This is a genomic window from Alistipes sp. cv1, from assembly GCF_900240235.1.
GTDB lineage: Bacteria > Bacteroidota > Bacteroidia > Bacteroidales > Rikenellaceae > Alistipes_A > Alistipes_A hominis.
The window spans coordinates 105841-119935 of sequence record NZ_OEPW01000006.1; the positions used below are offsets into that span (position 1 = coordinate 105841).

8 protein-coding genes are annotated in these 14095 nt (G+C 56.3%); 1 reads left to right on the forward strand and 7 read right to left on the reverse strand.

Annotated elements, in window-relative coordinates; translation table 11 throughout:
• Positions 1 to 45 precede the first annotated feature (45 nt).
• On the forward strand, positions 46 to 1941 hold the full coding sequence (locus C1A08_RS10350) for a glycoside hydrolase family 127 protein (RefSeq protein ID WP_101573300.1): 1896 nt from the start codon (positions 46 to 48) through the stop codon (positions 1939 to 1941).
• Positions 1942 to 2057: 116 nt separating this feature from the next.
• On the opposite strand, the gene C1A08_RS10355 is transcribed toward C1A08_RS10350, so the two are convergent.
• From C1A08_RS10355 to C1A08_RS10385, 7 genes are all read right to left on the reverse strand, one after another.
• Entirely contained in the window at positions 2058 to 3479 is a 1422-nt protein-coding gene (locus C1A08_RS10355) for a glutamate synthase subunit beta (protein WP_055205976.1), read from the reverse strand.
• 21 nt (positions 3480 to 3500) lie between these two features.
• On the reverse strand, positions 3501 to 8027 hold the full coding sequence (gene gltB, locus C1A08_RS10360) for a glutamate synthase large subunit (protein ID WP_101573302.1): 4527 nt from the start codon (positions 8025 to 8027) through the stop codon (positions 3501 to 3503).
• Positions 8028 to 8091: 64 nt separating this feature from the next.
• Positions 8092 to 10284: a glutamine synthetase III family protein gene (locus C1A08_RS10365; protein ID WP_101573303.1), complete on the reverse strand. Its 2193-nt coding sequence runs from the start codon at positions 10282 to 10284 to the stop codon at positions 8092 to 8094.
• A gap of 50 nt (positions 10285 to 10334) precedes the next feature.
• A complete protein-coding gene (gene asnA, locus C1A08_RS10370; RefSeq protein WP_101573435.1) occupies positions 10335 to 11369 on the reverse strand; it encodes an aspartate--ammonia ligase in 1035 nt (344 codons plus the stop codon).
• Between the two features lie 115 nt (positions 11370 to 11484).
• The gene (locus C1A08_RS10375; protein ID WP_101573304.1) at positions 11485 to 12765 is read right to left on the reverse strand and encodes an ammonium transporter; all 1281 of its coding nucleotides are present in this window, start codon (positions 12763 to 12765) and stop codon (positions 11485 to 11487) included.
• 59 nt (positions 12766 to 12824) lie between these two features.
• Positions 12825 to 13181, reverse strand: coding sequence for a P-II family nitrogen regulator (locus C1A08_RS10380; RefSeq protein WP_055205988.1), 357 nt, complete (start codon positions 13179 to 13181; stop codon positions 12825 to 12827).
• A 26-nt stretch (positions 13182 to 13207) separates the two neighbouring features.
• Complete coding sequence (locus tag C1A08_RS10385) at positions 13208 to 13933, reverse strand: TorF family putative porin (protein WP_101573306.1); 726 nt, start codon at positions 13931 to 13933, stop codon at positions 13208 to 13210.
• Positions 13934 to 14095: the final 162 nt, after the last annotated feature.

A 14095-nucleotide genomic window follows, 5' to 3' on the forward strand; every position in this document is an offset into this window, starting at 1 on the left:
TTTTCATACCTTTATCAAATCAATTCAAACCCAAAACTTAACGATATGAAACGTAAAGTGATATCCGCCGCGCTATTATCCCTGCTGATCGTCGGGGAAACCGCTGCGGCGCGCAAGCCCTCCGCGACTTTCAAAAGAGCGCCGGAGCCGACCGTTCAGACCCACGTCGACGGCTACCTCGGCGGACGCATCGACGCCTGCATCCGCGTCCGCGTGATGAGCGAGGACGAAAACCTACTGGTCGCCCCGTTCCGGCAACGGAACGAGACTAACCGCTGGCAATCCGAATTCTGGGGCAAATGGACGCTCGGCGCCATCGGAGCCTACCGATACAACCGCGACCCGCAGTTGTTGCAGAAGATCGGCAACGGCGTGAGCGGTCTGCTCTCGACCCAGTCCGAGGACGGATACATCGGCAATTACGCGCCGGAAGCGCAACTGACCAACTGGGACGTATGGGGGCAGAAATACACGTTGCTCGGTCTGCTTGCCTATTACGACCTGACCGGAGACAAAAAAGCGATCGAAGGAGCCTGCAAGCTGGCCGACCGCCTGATGACCGTGATTCCGGCGAAAAAAGAGATCGAGATGGCCGGCATCTACCGGGGACTGCCGCCCAGCTCGATCCTCGAACCGATCGTCTATCTATATAACCGTACGGGGAACGGCAAGTACCTCGACTTCGCCAAATACATCGTCGGCCGTTGGGAAACCGACAAAGGTCCGCAGTTGATCGGCAAAGCGCTGGCCGGGGTTCCGGTGGCGGAGCGCTTCCCGTTCAAAAGCGGCTGGGAAACCTGGTGTTCGTGGGACAACGGGCAAAAAGCCTATGAAATGATGTCTTGTTACGACGGTCTGCTCGAACTGTACAAGATCACGAAAAATCCCGACTACCTGGAGGCCGTCGAGGCGACCGTGCGGAACATCATCGACGAGGAGATCAATATCGCCGGCTCGGGCAGCGCATTCGAATGTTTCTATCACGGGAAACGGCTGCAGACCGACCCGGCTTACCATACGATGGAAACCTGCGTTACGATGACATGGATGAAGCTCTGCCAAAACCTGCTCGATTTGACCAAAAATCCGCTTTATGCCGACCAAATCGAAAAAACGACGTACAACGCGCTGCTCGCAGCGCTGAAAGAGGACGCCGGGCAAATCGCCAAATACAGTCCGCTCGAAGGCGTGCGTTCGGCCGGCGAACATCAGTGCGGCATGCATGTGAACTGCTGCAATTCGAACGGTCCGCGGGCATTCGCGATGATCCCGACCGCTGCCGTCCTTTCCAGCAACGACAGTCTGTTCGTCAACCTGTACGGTCCGTCGACCACCAAAGCTTCGTTGGGTAAAAACGAAATCTCGCTGGAACAGACGACCGCCTATCCCGAAGATGGCGACATCGAAATCGCCGTGAACGCGCCGAGGAACCTCGAATTCGCAGTCGCCGTGCGAATTCCCGCCTGGAGCAAGGTCAGCCGGGTCGCCGTGAACGGCGAATCGATCGGAGACGTCCGGCCCGGAACCTACGTCACCGTCAGAAGACGCTGGGAACCGGGCGACAAGATTTCCGTAAATCTGGATATGCGCGGACGGCTCGTCGAACTGAACGGTTATCAGGCTATCGAGCGCGGGCCGATCGTTCTGGCGCGGGATTCCCGGTTCGACGACGGATTCGTGGACGAAGCCTCCGTCATCCAAGCCAATGCAGACGGCTATGTGGAACTGATGCCCGTAACGGAAGCGGACAAACCCGAAAAGATGTGGATGGTCTATACGGCCCCGCTGGTGCTGGGTACCGACCTGGAAGGCGATTTTTATAAACCCAGGCAGATCCGGTTCTGCGATTTCGCTTCGGCCGGCAACACCTGGGACAGACGGATTCGTTACCGCGTATGGCTAAAAAAAACGTATAACGTCATTCTGGCTCCGCAACAGTAAACCCTTCGGCCGCGCTTTTGACTGCAGGAGACTTCGCTACGACCGGAGTCCCGTCAACCGAAAATAAAAAACCGACCGTATCCCGGCCGGTTTTTTATTGCGGACACTGCACAAGATTACTGTCCTTTCAGGAATCGGTCGATGTTTTCGGCGGCCCTGCGCCCCGACGCGATCGCGCGGACAACCAACGATGCGCCCATAGAGGCATCCCCGGCGGCAAAAACTTTTCCGACCGTAGTTCTGTTCGCATCGTCGACCGCAATGTTCTTGCGCGCATCGAGCCCGACTCCCAGATCGCCGACCAGCCCGTCGAGTTCGGGATGAACGAATCCCATCGCCAGCAATACGATATCGGCCTCTATGACCTCCGTTTCCCCGGTATGTTTCAGCGTCATCTTTCCCGCATCGTCCTTTTCCCATTCGACGCGTTCGGTCTCGACGCCGATCAGCACGCCGTCTTTCCCGATAAAGCGGTTCGTTGCGAGGTTCCAACGGCGTTCGCAGCCTTCCTCATGCGACGAGGAGGTTTTCAACACCTGCGGATACATCGGCCACGGAGTATCCGGATTGCTGCCTACCGGCGGCTTGGGCATGATCTCGATCTGGGTAACCCCGACGGCGCCTTGACGGATGGACGTGCCGACACAATCCGATCCGGTATCGCCGCCGCCGATCACCAATACCCGTTTTCCCTGTGCGGAAATCCGCTCGTTCTGCGGAATCTGTGCGCCGGCATTCACCCGATTTTGCTGTTGCAACAGCTCCAGCGCGAAATACACCCCTTTCAGGTCGCGCCCCTCCACCGGAAGATCTCGCGGCACCCCGGCGCCGATCGTCACGCAAACGGCATCGAACTTTTCGAGTAATTCTTTAGTTTTAAAATCTTTACCTACACAAACAGAAGGTTTAAACTCGATCCCCTCCTCAGCCAGCAGCTTCAATCTCCGGTCGATAATTTTCTTACCGAGTTTGAAGTCCGGAATCCCCAACCGCAACAGTCCGCCGATAAACTCATTTTTTTCGAACACCGTTACACGGTGCCCGCGCCGGTTCAGCCTGTTCGCGCAAGCCAGTCCCGAAGGTCCCGATCCGACGACCGCCACCCGCTTTCCGGTACGCCTGCGCGGCGGGCGCGCCGTAACGTACCCTTCGGCAAAAGCACGTTCCACGATCGACACTTCATTTTCCCGGATAGTCACCGGTGCGTCGTGCAGTTTCAGTACGCAGGATTTTTCGCACAACGCCGGACACACGCGCCCGGTAAACTCAGGGAAGTCGTCCGTCTCGGCCAGCGAACGGTAAGCCTCCTCCCAGCGACCGCGCCAGGCCAGATCCTGCCATTCGCCCTGGCGGTTACCCAGCGGACAGGCCCAGTGGCAAAACGGCACCCCGCAGTCCATGCAGCGCGAAGCCTGCAGGCGGCGGTCTTCGATATTGAGCGTCTGCTCGACTTCGGCATAATCGTATATCCGGTCGTGCAACGGGCGGTACCCCGCCTCTTTACGACCTATGGTCAAAAATGCTTTCGGATTTCCCATGATTGTTCGTTTTTCAGCGGTTTAATAATCTTTTTCCATCTCGGCGATCTTGCGGTCGAGCGCGGCCATGCGCTGCGCATGGAGCACTTTTTTGTATTCGATCGGCATCACCTTGATAAACTGGCCGACGTATTCGCTCCAGTCGTCGATCATCGTTTTGGCGAGCGGGCTGCCCGTATGGTAATAGTGCGAACTGATCAGCGCATGCAATTCCTTGCTGTCGGCCGTCTCTTCGATCAACGACAATTCGACCATCTCCATGTTGCAGAAGAAGTCGAAATTGCCGAGACGGTTCCACACGTAAGCGATTCCGCCGCTCATGCCCGCCGCAAAGTTTCGTCCGGTCGTACCGAGCACTACGGCGCGGCCGCCGGTCATGTATTCGCAACAGTGATCTCCCACCCCTTCGACAACGGCCGTCGCGCCGCTGTTACGGACGCAGAAACGCTCGCCGACCTGCCCGTTGATATACACTTCGCCCGCCGTCGCGCCGTAGAGCAGCGTATTGCCGGCAATGATGTTCTCGTGGGGCAGGAAAGTCGAGTTTTTCGGCGGCACCAAAACGATTTTTCCGCCGGAAAGCCCTTTGCCGAGGTAGTCGTTGGCGTCTCCCTCCAACCGAAACGTCACGCCCCGGCACAGGAACGCTCCGAAACTCTGCCCGGCAGAACCGCGGAAAGTCACGCTGACCGTATTCTCGGGCAACGCTTCGCTGCCGTATTTCGAAGTGATCTGTCCCGAAAGCATCGCTCCGACCGAACGGTCCGTATTGTAAATCGGGAAACTCAGGTGCACCGGCATTTTCGAATCGATGGCCGGAGACGCCATCCCGATGATCGAACGGTCCTTGACCTTTTCGATCTTATGATCCTGCACGGTCGTCCGACGGACGTCGTTCGTTCCGGCTTCGGCCGGACGGTACAGGATCCTCGACAAATCCACTTTCGAAATTTTGGTTCCCGGTTCGAACTTTTTCGGCTCGATCAGGTCGGTGCGACCGATAATGTCGTCCAACCGCGCGTATCCGAGTTCGGCCAACGTTTCGCGGACATCTTCGGCCAGAAAGTTAAAGAAATTGACCAGGTACTCGTAACGCCCGCGGAAATGTTCCCGCAGCCGTTCGTCCTGCGTAGCCACGCCGACCGGACAAGTGTTCATATGGCACTTGCGCATCATCACGCACCCCAGTACGATCAACGCGCTCGTAGCGAATCCGAACTCCTCGGCCCCGAGCAGCGCGGCGATCACCACGTCGCGGCCGGTTTTCAACTGGCCGTCGGTCTGCAGCGTGACTTTACCGCGCAGACCGTTCAGCACGAGGGTTTGCTGTACGTCGGCCAAGCCGATTTCGGTCGGCAGGCCGGCATGTTTCACCGAGCTGACCGGACTGGCTCCGGTACCGCCTTCGCCGCCGCTGACCAGGATCATATCGGCTTTCGCTTTAGCGACTCCGGCCGCAATGGTGCCGATTCCGCTTTCGGAAACCAATTTCACGCTGATCCGCGCGCGCGGATTGACATTCTTCAGGTCGAAAATCAATTGCGCCAGGTCCTCGATCGAATAAATATCGTGGTGCGGAGGCGGCGAGATCAGCGAAATGCCGGGGATCGAATGCCGCGTCCGGGCGATCATCTCGTCGACTTTGTAACCGGGGAGTTGTCCGCCCTCGCCGGGCTTGGCCCCCTGGGCGACCTTGATCTGGATCTCGTCGGCATTGACCAGGTATTCGGCATGGACGCCGAAACGTCCCGAAGCCACCTGTTTGATCGCGCTGCGGGCGATCGTACCGTCCGTATTGGGACGGTAACGCCGCGCGTCCTCGCCGCCTTCGCCGGTATTGCTTTTGCCTCCGATCTTATTCATCGCGATCGCGATCGCCTCGTGCGCCTCGCGGCTGAGCGAACCGAACGACATCGCACCGGTTACGAAACGCTTCATGATCTCCGTCGCCGGCTCCACGAGCGACAGGTCGATCGGATTGCGTTTCAATTCCATCAAATCGCGCAGAAACATCGGCGACGGTTTTTCGTTGACAAGTCGCGTATACTCCTTGAATTTCTTGTAACTGCCCAGCCGCGTGGCCAGTTGCAGCGTAGAGATCGTCTCCGGATTCCACGCATGCCGCTCGCCGTCCTTACGATAGGCGTAATTGCCGAAATTCTCCAGCGGCGCATCCTCGTCGTACAGCTCCCCGAAACCGTGCGCATGAGCGGCCAGCGTATCGACAGCGAGGTCTTCCAAATCGGCCCCGCCGATCTTCGAAGTCATCCCCCGGAAATACCGTTTCAGCAATCCGTCCGACAGTCCCACCGCTTCGAAGATCTCCGCGCCGCGGTAACTGCGGATCGTCGAAATCCCCATCTTGGAGATAATTTTCAGTAATCCTTTATTTAACGCTTTGACGTAATGTTTTTCGGCCGTTTCGTAGTCCAACTGAATATCGCCTTGGGCAACCAGCCGGTCGAGCACGGCGAAAGCCATATACGGATTGACGGCGCTGGCCCCGAATCCGATCAGCAACGCCATATGCATCACTTCGCGCGCCTCGGCGGTTTCGACGATCAGCGCGATCTGAGCCCGCTTGCGCCGGTCGTTCAGGTAGTGGTGCACGGCCGACAGAGCCAGCAGCGACGGGATCGGAGCATGTTCGACGTCGACGCCCCGATCGCTCAGAATCACATAATTGTAACCGTCGTCGACCGCTTTTTCCGCCATTCCGCAAAGTCGGTCAACCGCGTCCGCAAGCCCCTGTCCGCCGTCTGCCGGGCCGAACAGCATCGGCAAGGTCAGCGTCCGAAATCCTTTGTAACGCAGATTATTCAAAATATCCAGTTCGGCATTGGTCAGGATCGGACTCGGCAGTTTGACCACTTTGCAGTGTTCGGCCGACGGGTGCAAGATATTTCCGCCGACCGCGCCGATGTAACTGGCGATCGACATGACCAGTTCTTCGCGGATCGGATCGATCGGCGGATTGGTCACCTGCGCGAACTGCTGCCGGAAATAGTTGAACAACCGCTGCGGTTTGGCCGACAGAATGGCCAGCGGCGTGTCGTTGCCCATCGAACCGAGCGGTTCGAAACCGTTTTCGCCCATCGGCTTGATAAGCTTCTCGACGTCCTCCCGGTTGTACCCGAACACGCGCAGCATCCGGTCGTACTGTTCGACCGAATGTTTCACCTGCCGGCCCGAAGTAATCTGGTTCAGCACGACCCGGTTCCGTCCGAGCCACTCTTTGTACGGATGTTCGGCGGCGAGCTGTTCCTTGATTTCCGGATCGTAGCGGATTTCGCCCTTCTCGGTGTCGATCATCAGGATTTTACCGGGACGCAAACGACCCTTTTCGCGGATCTCCGAAGCTTCGACGGCAAACGTCCCGGTCTCCGAGGCGACCACCATCATGTCGTTCTTGGTAATAAAGTAACGGGCCGGGCGCAGGCCGTTACGGTCGAGCATACCGCCGGCATAACGGCCGTCCGAAAAAAGCAACGTCGCCGGGCCGTCCCAAGGCTCCATGAAAATACTGTGGTATTCGTAAAAAGCCTTCAGTTCGGCGGATATCGGATTTTTATCGTTATAGCTTTCCGGAATCAACATCGCCAGCGCATGGGGTAACGTCATGCCGCTCTGAACGAAAAATTCCAGTACGTTGTCCAACGAAGCGCTGTCGCTCATTCCCCGCTGCACGACGGGCCCCAGCTCTTCGAGCGGACAGAGCAGGTCGGGATGCAGCACGCCCTCGCGGCTCTCCATCCAGCTCCGGTTACCGCGGATCGTATTGATCTCGCCGTTGTGCCCCAACAGGCGAAACGGCTGCGCGAGACTCCAGGTCGGAAACGTATTGGTCGAAAAACGCGAATGCACCAAAGCCAGGCCGCTGGTAAAATACGGATTGACCAGATCGGGGAAATAATAGCGTAACTGTACCGACGACAACATCCCTTTGTAGACCAGCGTACGGGTAGACAGGCTGACCACATAGCACGCCTCCTTCTGTTCCAGGTCGCTTTCGAGCCACTCTTTCTCGATCTTTTTGCGGACGATATAGAGCTTGCGCTCCAGGGTCGACGCGCCCGGATCGCCCGTTACGAAGATCTGTTTAATCACAGGTTCCGTGTCGCGGGCCGCCCGGCCCAGCACGTCGTCGTTCACCGGAACGTCGCGCACGTGCATCAGGTTAAGTCCCTCGGCCTGTACGTTTCGTTTGACGATCCCCAGAGCCGCCGTCTGACCGGCTTTGTCGCGCGGTAAGAAAACGAGTCCGGTTCCGTAATGCCCCTTTTCGGGAACCGGAATGCCCTGCAAGAGAATAAATTCATGGGGAATCTGCACCAGGATGCCGGCTCCGTCGCCGGTTTTGTTATCGGCCCCTTCGGCTCCGCGGTGCATCATGTGTTCGAGTACCTGGAGACCGTTTTCGACAATGTCGTGGGTCTTATTCCCCTTGATATTGACAACCAGTCCGACGCCGCACGCGTCGCGTTCGTTATCGGGATCGTATAACCCCTGTCGGCGGGGCGCAACGTTTATTTTTCGATTCTGTTTCATGCCTTTTGTCTGTAATTGCGCCGCAGCGTTTTTTCGCAACCACCGCAGCGCGGATTAAAAACCACTAGCGTACGAATAGCAACTCCCTGTATTTCGGCAGCGGCCACATTTCGTTGTCGACCACCTCTTCGAGTTTGTCGGCGTGGTAACGGATCTCATCGAATGCCACAGCCACCGTATCGTGATAGGCAATCGCCTTTTTCCGTTCGCTGGCGATTTTGTTGGCCACTTTGCGAGCTTCGATCATCTTTTCGGTCAACGTCTGGATCTTCTCCATGTGAACGGAGATCTTCTCGATCAGCGCCATGTCCTGGCCGGCCACGCTTCCGAATTTATCGGCGCCGAACAACTCTTTCATTTTAAAAGCCTTGTCCAGCAGCATTCCCTGGTAGCGCGAAGCGACCGGCAGAATATGATTCATCACCAGATCGCCCAACACGCGGGCTTCGATCTGGATCTTTTTCGTATAGGTCTCCCACTTCACCTCGGCGCGCGCATGCAACTCTTTCGACGAAAGCACCCCCATCCGAACGAACATCTCGGCATGGGTCGGCGCAACGAACTGGTCGATGATCTCCGGAACGGAAACCGCGCAGTCCAGACCGCGCCTCAGAGCTTCCTCTTTCCACTCGTCGGTATAACCGTTGCCGTCGAAATGAACCGCGGCGGACTCCCTGACGTAAGCCTTCAGCACGGACAGAATCGCCTGCTCTTTGGGTTCGCCTTTGCCGACACGGGTGTCGACGGCCTCCTTGAATTCGGCCAACTGATCGGCTACGGCGGTATTCAATACGGTCATCGCGCCGCCGCAGTTATCCGAAGAGCCTACGGCGCGGAACTCGAAACGGTTGCCCGTAAAGGCGAACGGAGACGTCCGGTTGCGGTCGGTATTGTCGATCAGCAATTCCGGAATATGATCGATTCCTCCCATCCGGAAACCGCACTTGTCGTCGAATTCGATCGTATCGTCGCACGAACTGGAGGCCAGTTTGTCAAGCACCGCCGAAATCTGGCGGCCGAGGAACACCGAAATGATCGCCGGGGGCGCTTCGTTCGCACCCAGCCGGTGGGCATTCGTCGCGCTCGCGATACTGGCCTTCAGTAATCCGTTCCGCTTGTAAACGGCCATCATCACATTGACCAGAAACGTGATGAACTGCAGGTTATCCTGCGGCGTTTTGCCCGGGGAGAGCAGGTTGACGCCGGTATCGGTTCCGAGCGACCAGTTGTTGTGTTTGCCCGAACCGTTGATTCCTTTAAACGGCTTTTCGTGCAGGATCACCCGGAAACAGTGGCGGCGCGCCACCTTTTTCATAATCGACATCAGCAGCAGGTTATGGTCGTTGGCCAGGTTGGTCTCTTCGAAAATCGGGGCAAGCTCGAACTGGTTCGGAGCCACCTCGTTGTGACGCGTTTTGGCCGGAATGCCGAGTTTCCAGCACTCGTATTCGAGATCTTTCATAAACGCCATCACCCGGGTCGGAATGGCTCCGAAATAATGGTCTTCCAACTGCTGGTTTTTGGCGCTCTCGTGCCCCATCAGCGTACGACCGGTCAGCACCATGTCCGGACGAGCCGCATAAAGGCCCTCGTCGACGAGAAAGTACTCCTGCTCCCATCCCAGGTAGGAGTACACTTTCGACACCGTCGGATCGAAGTAGCGGCACACCTCTGTAGCGGCTCTATCGACGGCCTGCAGCGACCGAAGCAAGGGTACCTTGTAGTCGAGCGCTTCCCCGGTATAGGCGATAAAAATCGTCGGGATACAGAGCGTCGTATCGACGATGAAAGCCGGCGAAGTCGCATCCCAAGCCGAATAACCGCGCGCTTCGAACGTATTGCGGATACCGCCGCTCGGAAAGCTCGATGCATCGGGCTCCTGCTGAATCAGCAGCTTCCCGGAAAACTCCTCGATCACCCCGCCCTTGCCGTCGTACTCGACAAAAGCGTCGTGTTTTTCGGCCGTACCGCCCGTAAGCGGCTGAAACCAGTGCGTATAGTGCGTGGCGCCCATGTCCATCGCCCACTGTTTCATACCCGATGCGACGCTGTCTGCAATTTCGCGGCTCAGCGCTTTACCGTGCTTCATCGTCTCGAACAGCGCCTCGTATGTTTTTTTCGGCAGGTACTTGCGCATTTTGTCTTCATTGAAAACATACATTCCGAAATATTCGGAAGCCCGTTCCGCCGGCGCGGGCATACAAACGGCCTTGCGTTTGATCGCCTCTTCCACTACTTTAAATCTAAGTTCTGACATGGCTTTATAAATTTAAGTATTAGAAACTTTTCCGTCTCTCAAATCATTTTTTACTTCAGATAGATATTGTGCTTGCGGCACGTCTCTACCATCTCTTCGGGCCAGATACTGGCCTGCACTTCGCCGATATGCGCGCAGCGCAGCAGGAACATGCATAACCGCGACTGGCCGATCCCTCCGCCAATCGACAACGGAATACGGTCTTCGAGCAGCGCTTTGTGAAATTCCAAATCGGCGCGCTCGGGACACCCCTCGAGTTCCAACTGACGCAATAAAGCCGTTTTGTCGACCCGGATACCCATGCTTGAAACTTCGAAAGCGGATTCGAGCACCGGGTTCCACAGGATAATGTCGCCGTTCAACCCTTTATACCCTCCGTCGGACGGGGTTGTCCAGTCGTCGTAATCCGGAGCCCGGCCGTCGTGTTTTTTGCCGTCGGACAGTTTGCCGCCGATGCCGATCACGAAGATCGCCCCGTATTTGCGGGCCGCTTCCGTCTCGCGTTCCCGAGGAGACAGCGACGGATACATTTTCAACAGGTCTTCGCTTTGGATGAACCGGATGGTCTCCGGAAGGATCGGCGTGATGTGCGGATAGATCTCATACACTTCGCGTTCCATGCGGCGAACTACACCGTAAATTTTAGTAACGATCTCTTTCAGGAAATCGAGGTTGCGCTGTTCTGCCGTCACGGTGCGTTCCCAATCCCACTGATCCACGTAGATCGAATGCAAGTTATCCAGCTCTTCGTCGGCGCGGATGGCGTTCATGTCGGTATAAAGACCGTAACCGGGAGCGATGCCGTAAGCTCCGAGTTTCATTCGTTTCCACTTGGCCAGCGAATGCACCACCTCGGCGCGGCGTTCACCCATATCTTTGATCGGGAACGAAACCGGCCGTTCGACGCCGTTCAGGTCGTCGTTGATTCCCGTCCCGGACAGCACGAAAAGCGGCGCGGTGACCCGGCGCAAATCCAGTTCGGCCGCCAGCGATTTCTGAAAGCGGGTTTTAATCGTCTTGATGGCCTGTTCCATCATCTCCGGAACGAGTTTGGCCTTGTACTGTTTTACCATGTAAAGTGACATATGCTTGAATTTTAACGTTTTTTTCTTTTTTCGATATCCCGGCGGCCGGTTCGCCGCCGGGGCATCTTGCAACCAACTTAAACTTAAACCTCTATTACGCTACATCCAACGATGTCTAACTGTTGTAAGCGCTCTCGCCGTGTTCGTAGATATCGAGTCCCTCCTCTTCCACGCGGGCGTCAACACGCAGACCGACCAATTTGTCGACGATCTTGAACAGAATATAGGTCATTGCGGCGCTGAAAACGACGGATACCGCCGTAGCCACTACCTGCACCCACAACTGATGCCAGTCGCCGTAAAGCGCTCCTTCCACACCGCCTTCGCCGCTGATATACCGCGTAGCGAAAACTCCGGTAAGAATAGAACCCACGATACCGCCCATGCCGTGTACGCCGAATGCGTCGAGGGCGTCGTCGTATTTGAATTTCGGTTTGACGACGGCCACCATGAAAAAGCAAACGACCGAGGAAAGAAGCCCGATGCAAACGGCTCCAAGAACGCTTACGGTGCCTGCGGCAGGCGTAATGGCAACCAGTCCGGCCACCGCTCCGGTACACACGCCGACCGTCGTCGGCTTTTTGTTGTGCACCCAGTCGATCAGCATCCACGTCATCGCCGCCACGCAAGTGGCCAAGTGCGTCACCAGAAAAGCGTTGGCCGCGATACCGTCGGCCTGCAGACCGCTTCCGGCATTGAAACCGAACCAGCCGAGCCACAGAAAAGCCGTTCCCATGAATACGAAAGTAACGTTGTGCGGGCTCATCGGCTGTCCGACCCGGTAGCCTCTTCTCTTACCGAGCAGCACGGCCATTACCAGTGCGGAAATACCGGCATTGATATGCACGACCGTTCCGCCCGCAAAGTCGATGGCCCCCATTTCCTGCAGCCATCCGCCGCCCCATACCCAGTGCGCCATCGGGTTGTACACCAAGATGCTCCACAGGATCGTGAAGAGCATAAAGCCCGAAAATTTGATCCGTTCGGCAAAAGCGCCCAGTATCAAAGCCGGCGTGATCACGGCAAACATACACTGGAAAACCACGAAAATGATTTCGGGAATGTTGCCCGTAGTCAGCGCCGACGGCGTTACGCCGTTCAGCATCACTTTATCGAAACCGCCGATCACGCTGCCTGCGGCAGTCCCGCAAAGAGAGGTTCCGAATACGAAACTGTAACCGAATGCCACCCACAGAATACTAATTACGCCGACGATAAGCAAGCACTGCATAATGATGCTCAGTACGTTTTTCTGGCGCACCAGCCCGCCGTAAAACAGGGCGATACCGGGAATGGTCATCAACAGGACGAGGATGGTAGCGACGATCATCCACGCCGTGTTGCCGCTGTCCACCGCAGGGACGGCGACTTGTGTAATATCTTCTATATAATCCATGACTCAAAATTCTTTGTCGTTATACTTCGTGTTCGTTCAATAACAAGCCCTCGAAAAAACTATTTCTCCAGCTCCGCATTGTAAAGGGCGATATCGCCCCTTTCACCGGTACGGATGCGGATGGCGTCGTCGATGGGAATGACGAATATGCGCCCGTCGCCGATCTCGCCGGTAAAAGCCGATTTAAGAAGGGCCTGCACCGTCTTTTCCACATTCTTATCGCGCAGAACAATCGATATCAGTATCCGCTCGATGGAACTGGTATCATACACCACTCCGCGGTAGATACGGGCCTGGCGGGACTTTCCGATCCCTCGAACGTCGTAATAAGAGAACCACTCGATGTCTGCTGCGAGCAAAGCTTCCTTCACTTCCTCGAACTTGGTCTTACGAATAATTGCCTCGATCTTTTTCATTTTGCTTGGATTTTATGGTGAATGAACTAAAAAGATATCCCGAATACGAGACTCGCATCATCGGTCGCCGGCGAAGCGACGGCCTGCACGAAGACCGGCAGCGAATAAGAATCCGTAATCCGGATCGTTTTGGAGGCTTTCAGCGAAATATTCGAAACCTGAAACCCTTTGTCGCCCCATCGCGGAGTTAGCCATGCCGGAGCGTCCCACGGCGCCACGCCGACTGCACAGGTCAGATCGACGCCTTTGATCCGGAAATCGTAACCGAGTTCGATATAGGTCGAAAACTTCCGCTCGCCGTCCACTTTGTCGAGATTCCCGGCGAACATCGTGCTCCAGGAGACGTGCAACGGAAACTTTTTGCCGAAATGATAGCCCAGCGTCCCCTCAAACAGGTGCGTATTCAGATAATCGGAATAGAAAGGAGCGCCCTGTCCGGCCCACCAGTAATCGGTGACTCCGACCGAAAAACCGCCGACCGAATAACCGGCCGAAAGATCCAGCTCCTTGAAACCTTCCCGCAAGCTGGTCGAGCCCCAGGCTCCGATGGAAAATCCTTTATAAGCCAATCCGAGCGAAGGCTGAACACTCGCCCCCGATCCTATCTGATAGACCCCCCTCCACACATATCCGCTCACGAGGTCCGCTCCCACGTTCACCACCACTCCGGACTGGGCTTTTAAAGACGGCGCGCAAGTCGAAAACACTATCGCCGCCAACATCATACGTACAATGGATAAATTCTTTTTCATAGCCTTTCATTTAAATGGATCAACAACTCATTTCTTTTCCCGGACTCCGATCCGTTTCGACGAATCGGACCGTTTTGTCAGATTTTCCGTTCAATCCCCATACGGGGATTTTCTGCCAACGAAAAATAATAAGTAAAATCCTCAGGCTTCATAACCACAAAT

Bases quoted from the DNA above. Each gene is read 5' to 3' on its own strand.
- asnA (WP_101573435.1), bottom strand. From the start codon at position 11,369: ATGTCACTTTACATGGTAAAACAGTACAAGGCCAAACTCGTTCCGGAG.
- C1A08_RS10375 (WP_101573304.1), bottom strand. From the start codon at position 12,765: ATGGATTATATAGAAGATATTACACAAGTCGCCGTCCCTGCGGTGGAC.
- gltB (WP_101573302.1), bottom strand. From the start codon at position 8,027: ATGAAACAGAATCGAAAAATAAACGTTGCGCCCCGCCGACAGGGGTTA.
- C1A08_RS10355 (WP_055205976.1), bottom strand. From the start codon at position 3,479: ATGGGAAATCCGAAAGCATTTTTGACCATAGGTCGTAAAGAGGCGGGG.
- C1A08_RS10350 (WP_101573300.1), top strand. From the start codon at position 46: ATGAAACGTAAAGTGATATCCGCCGCGCTATTATCCCTGCTGATCGTC.
- C1A08_RS10380 (WP_055205988.1), bottom strand. From the start codon at position 13,181: ATGAAAAAGATCGAGGCAATTATTCGTAAGACCAAGTTCGAGGAAGTG.
- C1A08_RS10385 (WP_101573306.1), bottom strand. From the start codon at position 13,933: ATGAAAAAGAATTTATCCATTGTACGTATGATGTTGGCGGCGATAGTG.
- C1A08_RS10365 (WP_101573303.1), bottom strand. From the start codon at position 10,284: ATGTCAGAACTTAGATTTAAAGTAGTGGAAGAGGCGATCAAACGCAAG.